The organism is Staphylococcus sp. AntiMn-1, from assembly GCF_001663395.1.
In the GTDB taxonomy this organism is placed as follows: Bacteria; Bacillota; Bacilli; order Staphylococcales; family Staphylococcaceae; genus Staphylococcus; species Staphylococcus equorum.
Genome location: NZ_CP012968.1, coordinates 108410 through 127645, shown reverse-complemented (window position 1 = coordinate 127645; position 19236 = coordinate 108410). Strand labels below are relative to the sequence as shown.

Below are 19236 nucleotides of genomic sequence, written 5' to 3'. Positions count from 1 at the left end.
TAGCTATAATACTTTTATTATAATTTAAATATAAAAAATTAAAAGACCAAATCAATAACATAAGATTGATTTTAAACAATCCTATGTTACCAATTCAGTCTTATTATTAAATAATTACAAAACTCTTGATAAGAAGTTTTTCGTTCTTTCATGTTGTTGGTGGTCAAAGACTTCTTCTGGTGTCCCAGACTCAACGATGACACCATCAGCCATAAATACTACTTTATCACTTACATCTCTAGCAAAATGCATTTCATGGGTTACAACTACCATTGTCATACCCTCTTTAGCTAGATCTTTCATAACTTTCAATACGTCTCCTACAACCTCTGGATCAAGCGCTGATGTCGGCTCATCAAACAATAGAACTTCAGGGTTCATCGCTAATGCTCTAGCAATTGCTACCCTTTGCTTTTGACCACCAGATAATTGTGCTGGATATGCATCAGATTTATCCTCTAGACCCACTTTTTCTAATAACAACTGGGCCTCTTTTTTCAAGTCATTTTGATTCCCTTTTTTTAATAAACTAGGCGCTAAAATAACATTATCTATTACTTTTTTATGCGGAAATAAATTGAAATTTTGAAATACCATCCCCATTTGTTGACGCAATTTTTCTAATTCTGTATCTTTACTCGTTAAATTATTGTCTTTAAATATAACTTCACCACTTGTTGGCGTCTCTAGTAGATTCATGCAACGCAGTAAGGTACTTTTCCCACTACCTGAAGGACCTATGATTGCTACTACTTCGCCTTGATTTACAGTAAAATCAATACCTTTTAGAACTTCATTTTTACCAAATGACTTGTATAAGTTTTTAATATTAATCACTAACTTTCAATCTCCCTTCAAAGAAATACATAATTCTAGATAATGTAAATGTGAGAATAAAATACAGTATAGCTGCTATGATCAATGGTGTGAACGGATCAAATGAGGCACCTTGAACAACTTGTGCATTAAACATAATTTCACTAACACCGATTACAGATACTATAGAAGATTCTTTAATTACTGTTACAAACTCATTACCTAAGGCAGGTAAAATATTTTTAATAGCTTGTGGTAATATAACTGATTTCATAGTTTGGCCATAAGATAATCCTAAACTACGTGCAGCTTCAGTTTGTCCTTTATCTACTGCATTTATACCGGCTCTAATAATTTCAGCAATATATGCAGAACAGTTAATTACAAGCGCGATCATACCACAAATTAATGCAGAAATATTTAAACCTAATACTGCAGTTGTACCGAAATAAACTAAAAATACTTGCACGAGCAATGGTGTGCCTCTTAAGAATTCAATATAGGCGGAAGCTAACCATCTTAAAACTCTAACTTTACTTAGTTTTAATAACGCAATAAATGCACCAAACACTGCACCTAGCACTACTCCCACAATTGAAATGAGTATCGTATTTTGAATACCTTTTATAAAGAAGTTTCCATATTTAGTAAAGAAATTTCCTTCGTCCTTTTTCATTGCTTCTGCAGCTGATGCTTTATAATCTGCTAGTAAACCTTTATCTTCAACATCTTTAATAGTAGCATTAAGTCTTTCCATTAATTCAGGGGAATTTTTAGGTACTGCAATTGCTGTTTGTTTCGTACCTTCATTAAATTTCACGTCATCTGCAAATGCTAAATCTTCATTTTGTTTCAAGTAAGCTTCTGCAACTGGTCCTTCAATAACCATCCCGTTTATTTTGCCACTCTTTAATGACATGATTACTTCAGGTACTCTCGTTAAAGATTGTATCTGTGCATTTTCAATTTCTGTTTGAGCAATTTTTTCTTGTTGTGTTTGTTTTTGTACACCAATTTTTTGATTAGCAAAATCATCTATATTTTGAAATCTATCTGCCTCAGACTTTTTAACAATCATTTTTTGTTCAACCGTCATATATGGATTTGAGAAATCTACCTCTTTTTCACGTTCAGGTGTTGGTGTCATTCCAGAAATGATTAAATCGATTTTCCCAGTTTTAATTGCTCCTAACAAACTATCAAATTGCATATTAACAATTTTTAGCTTTACATCATTGTCCTTTGCAATTTTCTTTGCCAAATCAATATCAATACCGGCATATTCAGATTTACCATTCACATTATGTTCAAATTCATAAGGTGCATAATCTGCAGATAAACCTACTCTCAATTCTCCACGTTCTTTAATTTTATCCCATTGATCTTCTTCTGCTGCTTGAGCATCAGGATTTATGTATGTAATTATGGCGCTAATAAATATAATAAAGACCATAAATAGTTTAATAGTGTGTTTCATCTTGGTTAACCCCTCTCTATATAATTAATTATTATACATAATAACGTAATATTATTCAATAACTTTTTATACAAAAGCTATCTATAATAGTTATTTTTTTATAGAAAAGACAAAATATGCATTATTTATGTATAAAAAAGACCTAATATACATTAGGTCAATTAAAATTACTGTTTAGGAATTTCAAAACTGTATATGTCATCAGTATATTTACCAATGAATTTTTTACATAACTCATGAACAAAAAATGCTGCAACAAAAGGAATAATGAAATAACCAAAATTAATAATATGATATTCATTGTTGGATCTCCAGACATACGGTTAAAGGCGTTAATTGGTCCTACAAGTCCGGTATAACCAAAACCAGCTGACATCGGTGTACCTTCAATACCAATAAAGTAAGCAATCAAGCCACCTATAATACCATTAATTGTTAAAGGTATCGCGATAATTAAATGTCTGAAATAGACAGGTATCATCATCTTAGCTGCACCAATAATTAATACAAGATTCACACCAGCACCATTAACTCTTATTGATCCAAATAGGAATGTAACACAGGCTGCAACAATTCCCATATTAGCTGCACCACTACCTAGTCCAGATAGACTAATAGCTGTTGCAATAGCTACAACCGATATTGGCGTTACCATCAGCAATGAATAAGTCACACATATTAACACTGACATCAATAATGGATTGAGTTCAGTGAATGAATGCACTATATGACCTAAACCTTTTGTAACATTAGATACATAGCCTAATGTATATAGACCAATAATCCCGCTTACTACAGGAATAATGACTGGTAACAAGATCATTTCTAATGAACCCAATTTATTCTGTAATATTAAGTATAAAAAGCAAGCAATAATTACAACCAAAATAGTATTAATAATATCACCAATACCATTTAGTATAAATCCATCAGGAGTAATTTTAACAGCTCCACTACCTAACATAGCAGAAACACCTATCATCGTAGCCCCTGCACCATTAAATTTAAATTGATGTGCAGCTAACACACCTATAATAAAAGCCATAAATGATTGAATCAAAACTACTAATTGATATATTGTTTCTAATAATTCATTACCTTCTTTAAAGAACTTTAATAGTTCACCTAATAATGCATTAGGTATTAACGCAATAACTACCCCTGCACCAACAGCTTGTAAGATATTAGCAAAAAATTGCCTTCCATTTGGTTTAGTTGTTTTAATTTTGGTTGATTTAGTTTTAACCATTGAATTTTCCTCCAAATATAACATTAGACTAATAATATTATACTTTACCAAAACTACAATATTTACTTTAATTATATTAATATTGCATAGCCTATGTTATAAAGTGATATTAAGCAATTGAGTAAATAATTAAAGGCATTAGCATTTAACAAACTTTAAACATAAAAAAGCAACCCCATCTTATGAGATTGCTTAACATGTACATCTAAGTACGTTATATATACCGGCGGTCGGGATCGAACCGACACTCCAAATCAATGGAACGGGATTTTGAGTCCCGCGCGTCTGCCAATTCCGCCACGCCGGCCCAATTAAATAAATAAAAAACTCCCTATGTGGAAGTATCAATGGAGCGGAAGATAGGACTTACACCTATACCTCATTCCGGGAAGGAACGTGTTCTAAAAGTTGAACTACTCCCGCATGAAAATAATATTAAATTTGGAGCGGAAGATAGGACTTACACCTATACCTCGTTCCGGGAAGGAACGTGTTCTAAAAGTTGAACTACTCCCGCATGGGATATAATTAAATTTGGAGCGGAAGATAGGACTTACACCTATACCTCGTTCCGGGAAGGAACGTGTTCTAAAAGTTGAACTACTCCCGCATGGGATATAATTAAATTTGGAGCGGAAGATAGGACTTACACCTATACCTCGTTCCGGGAAGGAACGTGTTCTAAGAATTGAACTACTCCCGCATATTGATGGAGGCGGCAACCGGATTTGAACCGGTGATAGAGGTTTTGCAGACCTCTGCCTTACCACTTGGCTATGCCGCCAATAAAAACTGGGCTAGCTGGATTCGAACCAACGAGTGACGGAGTCAAAGTCCGTTGCCTTACCGCTTGGCTATAGCCCAAAAATACAAAGGGCGGATGGTGGGGATCGAACCCACGAGTGTCGGAACCACAATCCGATGTGTTAACCACTTCACCACAACCGCCATGGCAGGGGCAGTAGGAATCGAACCCACATCAAAGGTTTTGGAGACCTGTATTCTACCGTTGAAATATGCCCCTATTAAATTAAAGTTATATGGTGGAGGGGGGCAGATTCGAACTGCCGAACCCGAAGGAGCGGATTTACAGTCCGCCGCGTTTAGCCACTTCGCTACCCCTCCAAAAAGATGGTGCCGGCCAGAGGACTTGAACCCCCAACCTACTGATTACAAGTCAGTTGCTCTACCAGTTGAGCTAGGCCGGCTTGCATTAAAATGATTCAGGACAGAGTCGAACTGCCGACACATGGAGCTTCAATCCATTGCTCTACCAACTGAGCTACTGAACCATAACAATAATGGCGGTCCCGATGGGATTCGAACCCACGATCTCCTGCGTGACAGGCAGGCGTGTTAACCGCTACACTACGGGACCTAAAATATAAAATTGCGGGAGGCGGATTTGAACCACCGACCTTCGGGTTATGAGCCCGACGAGCTACCGCTGCTCCATCCCGCGGTAATAATATTAATGGCGGAGGAAGAGGGATTCGAACCCCCGCGGGCCGTTAAGCCCCTGTCGGTTTTCAAGACCGATCCCTTCAGCCGGGCTTGGGTATTCCTCCAAAAATATTAGGTAAATAAATTATATTCAATTATTATAAAAATGGCGGAGGAAGAGGGATTCGAACCCCCGCGAGCCGTTAAGCTCCTGTCGGTTTTCAAGACCGATCCCTTCAGCCGAACTTGGGTATTCCTCCAAAAAAATTATATGGACCTTGCAGGATTCGAACCTGCGACCGAACGGTTATGAGCCGTTAGCTCTAACCAACTGAGCTAAAGGTCCTAAATATAATTTACAACTAATAATTAGTGGCGGTGGAGGGGATCGAACCCCCGACCTCACGGGTATGAACCGTACGCTCTAGCCAGCTGAGCTACGCCGCCGTTGTAATTTAGATTGCATTTAAATATATGGTGGAGACTAGCGGGATCGAACCGCTGACCTCCTGCGTGCAAAGCAGGCGCTCTCCCATCTGAGCTAAGCCCCCATATTATTTTAAGGATATCGGGAAGACAGGATTCGAACCTGCGACCCCTTGGTCCCAAACCAAGTGCTCTACCAAGCTGAGCTACTTCCCGTAAAATAGTGCGCCCGACAGGGGTCGAACCTGTAACCTCTTGATTCGTAGTCAAGTACTCTATCCAGTTGAGCTACGGGCGCATAATTCTATTTTTATGGGATAATGCCGAGAACCGGAATCGAACCGGTACGGTGATCTCTCACCGCAGGATTTTAAGTCCTGTGCGTCTGCCAGTTCCGCCACCCCGGCAAAATAATGGAGCAGAAGACGGGATTCGAACCCGCGACCCCGACCTTGGCAAGGTCGTATTCTACCGCTGAACTACTTCTGCATATGCGGGTGAAGGGAGTCGAACCCCCACGCCGTGAGGCGCTAGATCCTAAGTCTAGTGCGTCTGCCAGTTCCGCCACACCCGCGATATTAAAATAATGGTGAGCCATAGTGGGCTCGAACCACTGACCCTCTGATTAAAAGTCAGATGCTCTACCAACTGAGCTAATGGCTCAAAACATGGTGCCGGCCAGAGGACTTGAACCCCCAACCTACTGATTACAAGTCAGTTGCTCTACCAGTTGAGCTAGGCCGGCTATTAAAAATAAATGGTGGAGGATGACGGGTTCGAACCGCCGACCCTCTGCTTGTAAGGCAGATGCTCTCCCAGCTGAGCTAATCCTCCGTATAAAATTGCCTGGCAACGTCCTACTCTTGCGGAACGTAAGTCCGACTACCATCGGCGCTAAGGAGCTTAACTACTGTGTTCGGCATGGGAACAGGTGTGACCTCCTTGCCATTGTCACCAGACAATGAAATATATAAAAAATTATACATTCAAAACTAGATAGTAAGTAAAATTTGATAATGCCAAACAAAACACTTTTAAATTTGATTAAGTCTTCGATCGATTAGTATTCGTCAGCTCCACATATCGCTATGCTTCCACCTCGAACCTATTAACCTCATCATCTTTGAGGGATCTTATAACCGAAGTTGGGAAATCTCATCTTGAGGGGGGCTTCATGCTTAGATGCTTTCAGCACTTATCCCGTCCATACATAGCTACCCAGCGATGCCGTTGGCACGACAACTGGTACACCAGAGGTATGTCCATCCCGGTCCTCTCGTACTAAGGACAGCTCCTCTCAAATTTCCTGCGCCCACGACGGATAGGGACCGAACTGTCTCACGACGTTCTGAACCCAGCTCGCGTACCGCTTTAATGGGCGAACAGCCCAACCCTTGGGACCGACTACAGCCCCAGGATGCGATGAGCCGACATCGAGGTGCCAAACCTCCCCGTCGATGTGAACTCTTGGGGGAGATAAGCCTGTTATCCCGGGGTAGCTTTTATCCGTTGAGCGATGGCCCTTCCATGCGGAACCACCGGATCACTAAGTCCGTCTTTCGACCCTGCTCGACTTGTAAGTCTCGCAGTCAAGCTTCCTTATGCCTTTACACTCTATGAATGATTTCCAACCATTCTGAGGAAACCTTTGAGCGCCTCCGTTACTCTTTAGGAGGCGACCGCCCCAGTCAAACTGTCCATCTGACACTGTCTCCCACCATGATAAATGGTGCGGGTTAGAAATCCAACACAGCAAGGGTAGTATCCCACCAACGCCTCGACGTAAGCTGGCGCTCACGTTTCAAAGGCTCCTACCTATCCTGTACAAGTTGTACCGAATTTCAATATCAGACTACAGTAAAGCTCCACGGGGTCTTTCCGTCCTGTCGCGGGTAACCTGCATCTTCACAGGTACTATGATTTCACCGAGTCTCTCGTTGAGACAGTGCCCAAATCGTTACGCCTTTCGTGCGGGTCGGAACTTACCCGACAAGGAATTTCGCTACCTTAGGACCGTTATAGTTACGGCCGCCGTTTACTGGGGCTTCGATTCGTAGCTTCGCCGAAGCTAACCACTCCTCTTAACCTTCCAGCACCGGGCAGGCGTCAGCCCCTATACATCACCTTACGGTTTAGCAGAGACCTGTGTTTTTGATAAACAGTCGCTTGGGCCTATTCACTGCGGCTCTCCTGGGCGTTAACCCTAAAGAGCACCCCTTCTCCCGAAGTTACGGGGTCATTTTGCCGAGTTCCTTAACGAGAGTTCGCTCGCTCACCTTAGAATTCTCATCTTGACTACCTGTGTCGGTTTGCGGTACGGGCACCAAAATTCTAGCTAGAGGCTTTTCTTGGCAGTGTGAAATCAACGACTCGAGGAAACAATTTCCTCTCCCCATCACAACTTGACCTTAAGAGTGCCGGATTTGCCTAACACTCAGTCTCATTGCTTGGACGTACAATCCAATAGTACGCTTCGCCTATCCTACTGCGTCCCCCCATCGCTTAAAACGAAATTTGGTGGTACAGGAATATCAACCTGTTATCCATCGCCTACGCCTATCGGCCTCAGCTTAGGACCCGACTAACCCAGAGCGGACGAGCCTTCCTCTGGAAACCTTAGTCAATCGGTGGACGGGATTCTCACCCGTCTTTCGCTACTCACACCGGCATTCTCACTTCTAAGCGCTCCACATGTCCTTGCGATCATGCTTCAACGCCCTTAGAACGCTCTCCTACCACTGTCCTTACGGACAATCCACAGCTTCGGTAATATGTTTAGCCCCGGTACATTTTCGGCGCAGTGTCACTCGACTAGTGAGCTATTACGCACTCTTTAAATGATGGCTGCTTCTAAGCCAACATACTAGTTGTCTGGGCAACGCCACATCCTTTTCCACTTAACATATATTTTGGGACCTTAGCTGGTGGTCTGGGCTGTTTCCCTTTCGAACACGGACCTTATCACCCGCGTTCTAACTCCTAAGATAAAATTGATTGGCATTCGGAGTTTGTCTGAATTCGGTAACCCGATAAGGGCCCCTCGTCCAAACAGTGCTCTACCTCCAATAATCATTACTTAAGGCTAGCCCTAAAGCTATTTCGGAGAGAACCAGCTATCTCCAGGTTCGATTGGAATTTCTCCGCTACCCACAACTCATCCGCTCACTTTTCAACGTAAGTCGGTTCGGCCCTCCATTCAGTGTTACCTAAACTTCAGCCTGGTCATGGGTAGATCACCTGGTTTCGGGTCTACGACCAAATACTCAACGCCCTATTCAGACTCGCTTTCGCTACGGCTCCACATTAACTGCTTAACCTTGCATCAAATCGTAACTCGCCGGTTCATTCTACAAAAGGCACGCCATCACCCATTAACGGGCTCTGACTACTTGTAAGCACACGGTTTCAAGTTCTATTTCACTCCCCTTCCGGGGTACTTTTCACCTTTCCCTCACGGTACTGGTTCACTATCGGTCACTAGAGAGTATTTAGCCTTGGGAGATGGTCCTCCCGGATTCCGACGGAATTTCTCGTGTTCCGTCGTACTCAGGATCCACTCAAGAGTGAACAAACTTTCGACTACAGGATTATTACCTTCTTTGATTCATCTTTCCAGATGATTCGTCTAATTTGTTCTTTTGTAACTCCGTATAGAGTGTCCTACAACCCCAACAAGCAAGCTCGTTGGTTTGGGCTCTTCCCGTTTCGCTCGCCGCTACTCAGGGAATCGATTTTTCTTTCTCTTCCTGCGGGTACTAAGATGTTTCAGTTCCCCACGTCTGCCTTCAGATATGCTATGTATTCACATATCGATAACACGACATAACTCGTGTTGGGTTTCCCCATTCGGAAATCTCTGGATCAAAGCTTACTTACAGCTCCCCAAAGCATATCGTCGTTAGTAACGTCCTTCGTAGGCTTCTAGTGCCAAGGCATCCACCGTGCGCCCTTAATAACTTAATCTTTTCGACCTTCAACACGATAAAATCGGTTGAAAACCTAAAATGTTATTAATCTGTGAGTGTTCTTTCGAACACTAGCGATTATTTCTATTTTTTGAATTCAAGCTTTTTAAAACTCTAATTCACTCGGTTTTGCTTGGTAAAATCATAAATTTTACTTACATATCTAGTTTTCAATGTACAAATTAAATTCTTTATGGTGGAGACTAGCGGGATCGAACCGCTGACCTCCTGCGTGCAAAGCAGGCGCTCTCCCATCTGAGCTAAGCCCCATAGTGCTTATAAAATTCTAAATGGTGGGCCTAAGTGGACTCGAACCACCGACCTCACGCTTATCAGGCGTGCGCTCTAACCAGCTGAGCTATAGGCCCATTTCGATGTTGAATACTCGTAATGAGCATTCAAAACTGAATGCAATATGTCAATGTCATTCCTCTTCATCTTCTCAAGGAAGATGTTCCGAATATATCCTTAGAAAGGAGGTGATCCAGCCGCACCTTCCGATACGGCTACCTTGTTACGACTTCACCCCAATCATTTGTCCCACCTTCGACGGCTAGCTCCATAAATGGTTACTCCACCGGCTTCGGGTGTTACAAACTCTCGTGGTGTGACGGGCGGTGTGTACAAGACCCGGGAACGTATTCACCGTAGCATGCTGATCTACGATTACTAGCGATTCCAGCTTCATGTAGTCGAGTTGCAGACTACAATCCGAACTGAGAACAACTTTATGGGATTTGCATGACCTCGCGGTTTAGCTGCCCTTTGTATTGTCCATTGTAGCACGTGTGTAGCCCAAATCATAAGGGGCATGATGATTTGACGTCATCCCCACCTTCCTCCGGTTTGTCACCGGCAGTCAACCTAGAGTGCCCAACTAAATGCTGGCAACTAAGTTTAAGGGTTGCGCTCGTTGCGGGACTTAACCCAACATCTCACGACACGAGCTGACGACAACCATGCACCACCTGTCACTTTGTCCCCCGAAGGGGAAGGCTCTATCTCTAGAGTTTTCAAAGGATGTCAAGATTTGGTAAGGTTCTTCGCGTTGCTTCGAATTAAACCACATGCTCCACCGCTTGTGCGGGTCCCCGTCAATTCCTTTGAGTTTCAACCTTGCGGTCGTACTCCCCAGGCGGAGTGCTTAATGCGTTAGCTGCAGCACTAAGGGGCGGAAACCCCCTAACACTTAGCACTCATCGTTTACGGCGTGGACTACCAGGGTATCTAATCCTGTTTGATCCCCACGCTTTCGCACATCAGCGTCAGTTACAGACCAGAAAGTCGCCTTCGCCACTGGTGTTCCTCCATATCTCTGCGCATTTCACCGCTACACATGGAATTCCACTTTCCTCTTCTGTACTCAAGTTTCCCAGTTTCCAATGACCCTCCACGGTTGAGCCGTGGGCTTTCACATCAGACTTAAGAAACCGCCTACGCGCGCTTTACGCCCAATAATTCCGGATAACGCTTGCCACCTACGTATTACCGCGGCTGCTGGCACGTAGTTAGCCGTGGCTTTCTGATTAGGTACCGTCAAGATGTGCACAGTTACTTACACATTTGTTCTTCCCTAATAACAGAGTTTTACGATCCGAAAACCTTCATCACTCACGCGGCGTTGCTCCGTCAGACTTTCGTCCATTGCGGAAGATTCCCTACTGCTGCCTCCCGTAGGAGTCTGGACCGTGTCTCAGTTCCAGTGTGGCCGATCACCCTCTCAGGTCGGCTACGTATCGTTGCCTTGGTAAGCCGTTACCTTACCAACTAGCTAATACGGCGCGGGTCCATCTATAAGTGATAGCAAAACCATCTTTTACTTTAGAACCATGCGGTTCCAAATGTTATCCGGCATTAGCTCCGGTTTCCCGAAGTTATTCCAGTCTTATAGGTAGGTTACCCACGTGTTACTCACCCGTCCGCCGCTAACTTCAAAGGAGCAAGCTCCTTATCCGTTCGCTCGACTTGCATGTATTAGGCACGCCGCCAGCGTTCATCCTGAGCCAGGATCAAACTCTCCATAAATGAATTATGATGTTTGATTAGCTCATAAAATACTAATTTGTGTGTTATCTCTAACACGTTTGAACCAACAATTTAATGTTGCGTTCGGAATTAACGTTGACATATTGCAATTCAGTTTTCAATGTTCATTACTGCGTTAATGCGTTACAAGAAATAATTATAACATTAAGTTTTTGTTAAGTCAATAATAAATTTCTTTTTTATTTATTAAGTTTGTTGCGTTTTTAACTCAACATTTAATATTGTATATCCTTTTAACTGATTTAACAAGTGTCAAATTTACACTTTGTAAAAACTTCGTTGACTCGGTTGTTTTGCTATTGTGTCTTGTTTCGACGACTTTTTTATAATATCAAGTTTATTCACAACCGTCAATAATTTTCAGCAATCTTTTTAGTTAAATTTTACCTTTGTGATGTCTATTTATTGTTTTTATGTATTAAAAGTTTATTTAGTGTAAATATATCGGCATATTTCTTAACTTAATGAAGTTGTTTTACCTTCTGTTATCTATAGAAGGAACTAGAATGCATACCAATAAGAAACGGCACCACTACCGTATGTACTCAACTTTTCTAGTTTAGCATCATTCAACATATTCAATATAAAGAAGTAAGAACAAAGAAAAAGGAAAACTCATTTGTTTTAAAAATGAGTTTTCCCTTTTCTTATATCATTAGTATAACTAGATACTAGATAATGTTTTCTTTCTTCTATTGGCTGTTTCTTTTATCTTGGCAGTCTTTGCATAACCCATATATTTCCATACGGTGATGCGTTACATTAAAGTCTGTTACGTGCTGCGCTAATTGTTCTACTTCATCAAGTTGTGGATAATGGAAATCCACTATTTTTCCACAATTATCACAGATAACGTGATAATGATTATGTGTACTGAAGTCAAAACGGTTTGAAGAATCTCCGTATGGTAATTCTTTTACTATACCAATATCTTTAAAAACACGTAAATTATTATATATTGTAGCAACACTTATATTTGGAAAATCAGGTGAAAGTGCTTGATAAATCTCATCGGCTGTAGGATGTGTCTCTGAAGCAATTAAAAATTTCAATATTGCTTGTCGTTGAGGTGTTATTCTAATACCGTTATTTCTTAAAGACGCAATTGAATGTTCTAGTTGATGTTCAACTGTTTCCATCTCTGCACTCATTTCACTCACCATCTTTCTATTTAAGAATAATTATTACTTAATATAAATATAACTGTTTGATGTGTGAAATGTCAATCTTCATTGCTTAAAAGTCTTTAATAGCCTTGTTTAGGATCCACTTCATTCTCAATTAAAAACCCCTTATTGAGAAAATGGTTGAGATTTTTAATGAATATATCCGTAACCTCACTCATATTTTCTTTGCCGTTACCTGTGATATGGGCAGTAATAGTAATATTATCTAATGAATATAATTCATTACTTGGATTTAAAGGCTCATTTTCGAACACGTCTATATATGCGTGTCTAATTTGTTTTTCTTTTAAAGCTTCAATTAATACACTTTCATCAACAATTGTCCCTCTGCCTACATTTATAAATAATGTTGTTTCATTCATTAATTCGAAATGCGCTTTTGTTATGAGGTGTATAGTCTGCTCAGTTTCAGGTAGCGTGTTAACAATTATGTCCGCTTCGGTTAAAGCATTAGAAAGTTCATTTAATGCGAAGGTTTTACTAAATCCCTCTACTGAATGACCATTTGTATTGATACCAATGACTTTCATATTCATTGCGTTTGCAATATTTGTCGTATATTGAGCGATACTTCCTGTACCTAGAAATAAAATTGTTTCTCCACTCACTCTTGAGCCCGTAAGTTTTGAATCATAATATCTATTTTGTTGATTAATATAGGAAGTCCTCATTTTTTTATAGTCATCTAGTATATAAGCTATAATAAATTCTGACATTTGCTTGGCATGTATACCTTTACCATTAGTAAGTAATATATTATGTTTATCAATATAATCTAAAGGTAAACTATTCACACCTGTTGAATACCATGCCATCCATTTAAGGTTTGGACAATTTTCTAAAAATGATTGATTAAGTTTACCATCATAGCCGAATATTATATCTAAATCTTTCTTATCTTGTTCTTCTATTTCAGAAACACCCTTTGTAAATACAAATTCGACAGCTGGATATGCTTCTATTAATTTAGATTCTAAATCTCCCATTCGTTTCAAACTGACAGCTTTCATCTATGTTCACCCCAAGATTTCTTTTAGTTCATCCATTTGTGTTTTAACTTTAACTTTTTCAATTACATCTATTATAATACCATCTTCATCAATAACAAATGTAGTTCTTACAATCCCCATCGATTCTTTACCAAATGATTTCTTCAATTGATAGACACCCACTTCTTCTGACAGTTCATAATTCTCGTCCACTAATAAATCAAAGTTTAGATCTAGTTTTTGGCTGAAATTTTCGTGTTTCTTTTTACTATCTCCACTAATACCATACACTTTGGCATTTAAATCATTAAAGATTGCTAAATTATCTCTAAAATCACATGCTTCAGTAGTACATGTAGGTGTATTATCTCTTGGATAAAAGTAAAGTACAGCTTTACTTCCTTTTATAGATTCATTAGAAATAAACTCTCCCTTTTGATTTTCTAGTTTAAATGATGGAAATTGATCGCCTTTTCTTAACATTTAACTCACCCTATTCCTTTTTATTCTTAATTTTATGATACGATAATAGACGAAATTATTAAATTAAAAGAGGTTGATATGTATGAAATTTACTGAAAGTGAAAAACTTCAAAAATTATCTAATGAGTATATTCTAGGAGGAGTCAATTCACCCTCTCGCTCATATAAGGCAGTTGGCGGTGGCGCACCAGTTATGATGCGCTCTGGTCAAGGTGCATATTTGTTTGATGTAGATGGAAATAAGTACATTGATTATTTACAAGCTTATGGCCCTATTATTACTGGTCATGCACATCCACATATTACTAAAGCTATTCAAGAACAGGCTGCACAAGGTGTATTATATGGTACGCCTACAGAACTAGAAATTGAATTTGCTAAAAAATTACGTGATGCTATGCCTTCATTAGAAAAGATTAGATTTGTTAATTCAGGTACAGAATCAGTTATGACTACAATCCGTGTCGCCCGTGCTTATACTAAAAGAACTAAAATTATCAAATTTGCTGGTCAGTATCACGGTCACTCTGATTTAGTTTTAGTTGCTGCGGGTAGTGGGCCTTCTCAACTAGGTTCACCTGATTCTGCTGGTGTTCCTGAAAGTGTCGCTCAAGAAGTAATCACAGTTCCTTTCAATGATATTGATGCTTATAAGGAAGCTATTGACTATTGGGGTGAAGATATTGCTGCCGTATTGGTTGAACCTATTGTTGGTAATTTTGGCATGGTTAAACCTAAACCTGGTTTCTTAGAACAAGTAAATGAACTTACTCATAATAATGGAAGCTTAGTTATATATGATGAAGTCATTACAGCATTCCGTTTCCATTACGGTGGCGCACAAGATCTTTATAATGTATATCCTGATTTAACAGCCTTCGGTAAAATTGTTGGTGGCGGTTTACCTATAGGTGGATATGGAGGAAAGCAAGATATTATGGAACAAGTAGCACCTTTAGGTCCAGCATACCAAGCTGGTACCATGGCAGGAAACCCACTATCCATGAAAGCTGGTATTGCACTTCTAGAAGTATTAGAGCAAGATGGCGTTTATGAAAAATTAGATGCATTAGGTAAACGTTTAGAGGATGGTTTGCTTTCATTAATTAAAAAACATAATATTACTGCTACAGTAAATAGAGTGTATGGTGCCCTAACATTATATTTTACAGATGAAACAGTAGAAAATTATACTCAGGCTGAAAATACTGATGGAGACGCATTTGCTAAATTCTTTAAATTAATGCTAAACCAAGGTATTAATCTTGCTCCTTCTAAATTTGAAGCTTGGTTTTTAACTACTGAACATACGGATGAAGACATTGATTCAACATTAAAAGCGGTAGATTATGCATTTAGTCAAATGGTATAAACTTGAATTTTACACCCAATCGTTGTATAACAAGTATAAACATTATTTTATTAAATATATTAAGGAGCGGTACATTTGAAATTAGGAGCCCGTATTCTCAAAACAGGTATCGCAATTATACTTGCTTTGTTTATCGCTTCTCTATTACCTGATGAAGCTGGTTTAAAAGCCATTGCTGCAGTCAGTGCTGTCATTGCAATGCAACCAAGTGTTTTTCGTTCAATAAAAACAATTGGGGAACGAGCAATAGGTAACCTTGTTGGTGCTGTTTTAGCAGTAGTGATGGTTACGATATTTGGTAATAATATTGTAATCATGGGTGTTACAGTAATTTTATTAATTGCAATCCTGTTTCGTTTCAAATTGGAACATGTTGCTACGCTAGCAAGTATAACTGCTTTAATTATTATGGGACAACATACTGGTAACTTTTATGTTTCTGCCTTTTATAGATTTGTACTTGTTATGGTTGGTGTGCTTAGTTCTTCAGCAGTAAACCTTTTATTTCTACCACCTAAATTTGAATCTAAAATTTACTATAATTCATTGAATATCTGTTCTGATATTTTTGTATGGTTTAAATTGGTTTTAAATGACACCTCTGAGTATCATCATATTAAAGAAGATAGAGGGTTAATTGTTACTCGTATTGATAAACTCGAAGAAACTTTAGGTTATTATTCAGAAGAAAAACCATGGACTAAAAAGCAACTGTATGCACAAAATAGGAAAAAAATTCTTTTTAAAGAATTAGTCCGTAGCACTCGGAGAGCGTATGAAGTGTTGAGAAAAATGAATCGTTATCAAAATGACCTTCATAATTTAAATAATGAATTACTTTTGCAGATTAAATTAGAAATCGACACATTGATTGCATATCACGAACAAATCTTCATCAGTCTTTCAAAAAAGGCACGGTATGATGTAGATCAACTTGATAGTCAGATTTCAAATCCACAGAAGAAAGATTTGATGGATGCATTTCAAAAAGAAATCATTCAAAATCCTTATCAATCAATGTACTCATATACTAATATTATGCAAATTATTTCAGCAATTGAAGAATATCGTTATATTTTAGAACATTTAGATAGACTACGTATTAGTTTCTTCACGTACCATCGAAATGATAATGAAATTGATATACTAGAAGAAGACTTCGATTTATAAATAAAATACCCTTTGAGCTTAATTTCCATCTGCTCAGAGGGTATTTTTATCGTTTAACACAAAAGCGCACTCAGTATACATTAAAATACCGAGTGCGCTTTTAAATATTTACTGACTATAAATTTTGAATACTATATAGATGTTCGTATGCACCTTTTTTAGCTAATAATGCTGAATGTGAACCACTTTCAACAATTTCACCATTTTCTACAACAACAATTTTATCAGCATGTGTGATTGTAGATAATCTATGTGCAACAATCAGTGTTGTACGATTTGCACTTAATACACTCAAGGCATCTTGAATAATAGACTCACTTTCTAAATCAAGTGCGCTCGTCGCTTCATCTAAAATAATAATTGGCGGATTATTTAGGAAAATACGGGCAATAGAAACACGTTGTTTTTGTCCACCAGAGAGTTTAACCCCTCTTTCGCCTACTTCTGTATCGTAACCTTGAGATAATTCCATGATAAAATCATGCGCATTGGCCATTTTAGCAGCATTAATAACTTCTTCATCTGAAGCATCTGGTTTACCTAATAATATATTTTCTTTAATTGTATCCGAGAATAATATATTATCTTGTTGAACTAAGCCAATTTGTCTTCTCAAGCTACCTGTTAAATATGACTTGATATTGGTACCATCAATTTTTATTTCGCCTTCGGTAACATCATAGAACCTAGGTATTAAATTGATTAAAGTAGATTTTCCTCCACCACTCATACCAACAAATGCCACAGTTTCACCTTGATTAATTTCTAAATTAATATCTTTAAGGATATTTGCTTCATTTTGATCATATTTAAACTTAACATTAGTTAATTCGATGTGTCCCTGTTTTATTTCTATTGGCAGTGCACCTTTTTTATTTTTAATGTCGTAATCTTCATCTAAAAGTTGGAATACACGGTCCATTGACGCAAAACTTTGTGTCAATGTTGTAAATGAAGAAACTAATCTACGAAGAGGACCAAATAGTTGTTCAAGATAGCCCACGAAAGCAGCTAAAGTACCTACTGTTATTGATCCATTGATTGCTAAGAACCCTCCTGTACCAATAACGATTAAAGGTCCAATGTCTGTAACCGTATTAATTGCTGAGAATGAATAAGCATTCCAACGCGTATGATTAAACGCTCTTTGTAAGAAATTTTGGTTATGTTTATCAAAGTTTCCTGCTTCATTATCTTCAATCGCAAAACTTTTTATAACTGACATCCCTTGTACACGTTCATGTAAGAATCCTTGTACTTCTGCCAATGCTTGTGATCTCTTTCTTGTTAAACTTCTCAAACGACCAAAGAAGAAATACACAGTTAAAATATATACAGGGAATATAATCAGTGCGGCTAAAGTTAACTGGACATCTAAGAAGAACATAATAGTTAATGCAATAATAATAGTTATGCAGTCAAGCCATATATTCATTAAACCAGTTAATATAAAGTCTTTAGTTTGCTCAACATCATTAATAACCCTTGAAATAACTTGACCTGCTTGGTTATTCGCATAAAATCTTGAACTCAAAGCTTGCAAATGATGATAAAGCTTTTTACGTATATCATATAAAATTTTGTTACTTGTCCACTGTGCTAGATATTGTCTTAAAAACTCAATTGGTGGTCTTACTATCACAAAGATAAACGCTGCTATACCCATTGCAACTAATAATTTTGTGATTTTTTCTTCTACTGTTATCGCACCATTATTGATAATATCGTCAATGACATATTTAATTAATAATGGAATCAGCATCGGAATACCAAATTTTAGAATACCTACAAGTATAGTGGCAATGATTCGCCATTTATATGGTCGAACAAATTGTAAATATCTGCGAATCATAAAACGATTCCTCCCCACACTATATTTGCAAATGAAACAGCCTATGTTGATGGTCCAACTAGGCTGCTAATTTATGCACTATCTAAAGTTGTTTGACAATTTCATTTGCGAATACGAATATTTTATAGCAAACTTAATTTTTTCTTGTTTGTATTGTTCACATTCATATCACTATAAATGATAATTAAATTAAAAACATTAAATCTGCTTAATAATTTCTAACTTTTTTGTATCGTTCTCGCCAAACTTTAATAAAGTCTGGAGCAAACGGACCTTTCTTCTGTTCAATCCATTGCTGTAAAATATCTACATTTCTTCTTAAAATCACGTCGATATCAGATGAATAATTCATTTGTTTCATATGCTGCTCGTATTCATCTTCATCTAGTAAATGATATTTACCGTTTGGATATACTTTAATATCTAAATCGTAATCGATATATTTTAAAGCTTCTTCATCACAAACAAATGGTGAAGATAAATTACAATAATAATAAACGCCATCTTCTCTAAACATACATATCACGTTAAACCAATATTCAGAATGAAAATATACAATTGCAGGCTCTCTCGTAATCCATGTACGACTATCACTTTCTGTGACGAGCGTATGATCATTCCCACCGATAACAACATCTTCCGTACCTTTTAATATAGTAGTTTCAGACCAAACACGATGAATATTACCATCATGTTTATAACTTTGAATCTTAATTGTCTGACCTTCTTTAGGTATGGATTCTTTTACCATGCTCCACACC

At 38.4% G+C, this 19236-nt stretch carries 9 protein-coding genes, 28 tRNA genes, 3 rRNA genes and 1 pseudogene; 2 read left to right on the top strand and 39 right to left on the bottom strand.

The features are described from left to right. Positions 1-114 precede the first annotated feature (114 nt). From AOB58_RS00725 to AOB58_RS00560, 37 genes and pseudogenes are all read right to left on the bottom strand, one after another. Positions 115-837 (bottom strand): amino acid ABC transporter ATP-binding protein, encoded by a 723-nt coding sequence (locus AOB58_RS00725; RefSeq protein WP_002507231.1) that lies wholly within the window; start codon positions 835-837, stop codon positions 115-117. Then, positions 830-2293 carry an ABC transporter substrate-binding protein/permease gene (locus tag AOB58_RS00720; RefSeq protein ID WP_021339991.1) on the bottom strand — a complete coding sequence of 488 codons (1464 nt, stop codon included), beginning with the start codon at positions 2291-2293 and terminating at the stop codon, positions 830-832. Before AOB58_RS00720 ends, AOB58_RS00725 begins: the two co-directional genes overlap by 8 nt. Before the next feature lie 167 nt (positions 2294-2460). Beyond that, positions 2461-3542: pseudogene (locus AOB58_RS00715) on the bottom strand (PTS transporter subunit IIC). A gap of 221 nt (positions 3543-3763) precedes the next feature. Then, a tRNA-Leu gene (locus AOB58_RS00710) sits at positions 3764-3849 on the bottom strand. A 41-nt stretch (positions 3850-3890) separates the two neighbouring features. Beyond that, a tRNA-Gly gene (locus AOB58_RS13515) sits at positions 3891-3965 on the bottom strand. Positions 3966-3984: 19 nt separating this feature from the next. After that, positions 3985-4059: transfer RNA gene (locus AOB58_RS13510), tRNA-Gly, on the bottom strand. 18 nt (positions 4060-4077) lie between these two features. Then, positions 4078-4152 (bottom strand) — tRNA-Gly (locus AOB58_RS13505). 18 nt (positions 4153-4170) lie between these two features. After that, positions 4171-4245 (bottom strand) — tRNA-Gly (locus tag AOB58_RS13500). Between the two features lie 7 nt (positions 4246-4252). After that, positions 4253-4326: transfer RNA gene (locus tag AOB58_RS00705), tRNA-Cys, on the bottom strand. Positions 4327-4334: 8 nt separating this feature from the next. Further along, positions 4335-4406 (bottom strand) — tRNA-Gln (locus tag AOB58_RS00700). A gap of 11 nt (positions 4407-4417) precedes the next feature. Then, positions 4418-4490 (bottom strand) — tRNA-His (locus AOB58_RS00695). Between the two features lie 2 nt (positions 4491-4492). After that, positions 4493-4566: transfer RNA gene (locus AOB58_RS00690), tRNA-Trp, on the bottom strand. A gap of 17 nt (positions 4567-4583) precedes the next feature. Beyond that, a tRNA-Tyr gene (locus AOB58_RS00685) sits at positions 4584-4667 on the bottom strand. Between the two features lie 7 nt (positions 4668-4674). Further along, positions 4675-4750 (bottom strand) — tRNA-Thr (locus AOB58_RS00680). Positions 4751-4761: 11 nt separating this feature from the next. Continuing rightward, a tRNA-Phe gene (locus AOB58_RS00675) sits at positions 4762-4834 on the bottom strand. 10 nt (positions 4835-4844) lie between these two features. Beyond that, positions 4845-4920, bottom strand: a tRNA-Asp gene (locus tag AOB58_RS00670). 12 nt (positions 4921-4932) lie between these two features. Continuing rightward, positions 4933-5004, bottom strand: a tRNA-Met gene (locus tag AOB58_RS00665). 13 nt (positions 5005-5017) lie between these two features. After that, positions 5018-5110, bottom strand: a tRNA-Ser gene (locus tag AOB58_RS00660). Between the two features lie 42 nt (positions 5111-5152). Further along, positions 5153-5245, bottom strand: a tRNA-Ser gene (locus tag AOB58_RS00655). A 12-nt stretch (positions 5246-5257) separates the two neighbouring features. Then, positions 5258-5331, bottom strand: a tRNA-Ile gene (locus AOB58_RS00650). A gap of 27 nt (positions 5332-5358) precedes the next feature. Continuing rightward, a tRNA-Met gene (locus tag AOB58_RS00645) sits at positions 5359-5432 on the bottom strand. Between the two features lie 28 nt (positions 5433-5460). After that, positions 5461-5536: transfer RNA gene (locus AOB58_RS00640), tRNA-Ala, on the bottom strand. Between the two features lie 17 nt (positions 5537-5553). Further along, a tRNA-Pro gene (locus tag AOB58_RS00635) sits at positions 5554-5627 on the bottom strand. Positions 5628-5635: 8 nt separating this feature from the next. Next, positions 5636-5709: transfer RNA gene (locus AOB58_RS00630), tRNA-Arg, on the bottom strand. Positions 5710-5732: 23 nt separating this feature from the next. Then, positions 5733-5818: transfer RNA gene (locus AOB58_RS00625), tRNA-Leu, on the bottom strand. A 7-nt stretch (positions 5819-5825) separates the two neighbouring features. Then, positions 5826-5900, bottom strand: a tRNA-Gly gene (locus tag AOB58_RS00620). 3 nt (positions 5901-5903) lie between these two features. After that, positions 5904-5985: transfer RNA gene (locus AOB58_RS00615), tRNA-Leu, on the bottom strand. Between the two features lie 13 nt (positions 5986-5998). Beyond that, a tRNA-Lys gene (locus AOB58_RS00610) sits at positions 5999-6074 on the bottom strand. Between the two features lie 6 nt (positions 6075-6080). Then, positions 6081-6156 (bottom strand) — tRNA-Thr (locus tag AOB58_RS00605). Positions 6157-6169: 13 nt separating this feature from the next. Next, a tRNA-Val gene (locus AOB58_RS00600) sits at positions 6170-6245 on the bottom strand. A 10-nt stretch (positions 6246-6255) separates the two neighbouring features. Next, positions 6256-6370, bottom strand: a 5S ribosomal RNA gene (gene rrf, locus AOB58_RS00595). Between the two features lie 81 nt (positions 6371-6451). Further along, positions 6452-9374: ribosomal RNA gene (locus AOB58_RS00590) — 23S ribosomal RNA — on the bottom strand. A gap of 293 nt (positions 9375-9667) precedes the next feature. Beyond that, positions 9668-9744 (bottom strand) — tRNA-Ile (locus AOB58_RS00580). A gap of 104 nt (positions 9745-9848) precedes the next feature. Further along, positions 9849-11401: ribosomal RNA gene (locus tag AOB58_RS00575) — 16S ribosomal RNA — on the bottom strand. The 16S, 23S and 5S rRNA genes sit together here with 28 tRNA genes alongside, the layout of an rRNA operon. A 713-nt stretch (positions 11402-12114) precedes the next feature. Next, entirely contained in the window at positions 12115-12573 is a 459-nt protein-coding gene (gene perR, locus AOB58_RS00570; protein WP_064782815.1) for a peroxide-responsive transcriptional repressor PerR, read from the bottom strand. 95 nt (positions 12574-12668) lie between these two features. Next, complete coding sequence (locus AOB58_RS00565; protein WP_002507227.1) at positions 12669-13619, bottom strand: phosphoglycerate dehydrogenase; 951 nt, start codon at positions 13617-13619, stop codon at positions 12669-12671. A gap of 6 nt (positions 13620-13625) precedes the next feature. Next, entirely contained in the window at positions 13626-14081 is a 456-nt protein-coding gene (locus tag AOB58_RS00560; RefSeq protein WP_002507226.1) for a peroxiredoxin, read from the bottom strand. A gap of 82 nt (positions 14082-14163) precedes the next feature. Between AOB58_RS00560 and AOB58_RS00555 the strand changes: the two genes are divergently transcribed. After that, positions 14164-15453 carry a glutamate-1-semialdehyde 2,1-aminomutase gene (locus AOB58_RS00555; RefSeq protein WP_002507225.1) on the top strand — a complete coding sequence of 430 codons (1290 nt, stop codon included), beginning with the start codon at positions 14164-14166 and terminating at the stop codon, positions 15451-15453. 75 nt (positions 15454-15528) lie between these two features. Further along, complete coding sequence (locus tag AOB58_RS00550) at positions 15529-16623, top strand: FUSC family protein (protein ID WP_002512520.1); 1095 nt, start codon at positions 15529-15531, stop codon at positions 16621-16623. A 115-nt stretch (positions 16624-16738) separates the two neighbouring features. Here AOB58_RS00550 and AOB58_RS00545 read toward each other — a convergent pair whose 3' ends face one another. Beyond that, a complete protein-coding gene (locus tag AOB58_RS00545; protein ID WP_002507223.1) occupies positions 16739-18475 on the bottom strand; it encodes an ABC transporter ATP-binding protein in 1737 nt (578 codons plus the stop codon). Positions 18476-18683: 208 nt separating this feature from the next. Further along, a complete protein-coding gene (gene ntdP, locus AOB58_RS00540) occupies positions 18684-19226 on the bottom strand; it encodes a nucleoside tri-diphosphate phosphatase (RefSeq protein ID WP_002507222.1) in 543 nt (180 codons plus the stop codon). Positions 19227-19236: the final 10 nt, after the last annotated feature.

Bases quoted from the DNA above. Each gene is read 5' to 3' on its own strand.
- AOB58_RS00720 (WP_021339991.1), bottom strand. From the start codon at position 2,293: ATGAAACACACTATTAAACTATTTATGGTCTTTATTATATTTATTAGC.
- perR (WP_064782815.1), bottom strand. From the start codon at position 12,573: ATGAGTGCAGAGATGGAAACAGTTGAACATCAACTAGAACATTCAATT.
- AOB58_RS00565 (WP_002507227.1), bottom strand. From the start codon at position 13,619: ATGAAAGCTGTCAGTTTGAAACGAATGGGAGATTTAGAATCTAAATTA.
- AOB58_RS00560 (WP_002507226.1), bottom strand. From the start codon at position 14,081: ATGTTAAGAAAAGGCGATCAATTTCCATCATTTAAACTAGAAAATCAA.
- AOB58_RS00555 (WP_002507225.1), top strand. From the start codon at position 14,164: ATGAAATTTACTGAAAGTGAAAAACTTCAAAAATTATCTAATGAGTAT.
- AOB58_RS00545 (WP_002507223.1), bottom strand. From the start codon at position 18,475: ATGATTCGCAGATATTTACAATTTGTTCGACCATATAAATGGCGAATC.
- ntdP (WP_002507222.1), bottom strand. From the start codon at position 19,226: ATGGTAAAAGAATCCATACCTAAAGAAGGTCAGACAATTAAGATTCAA.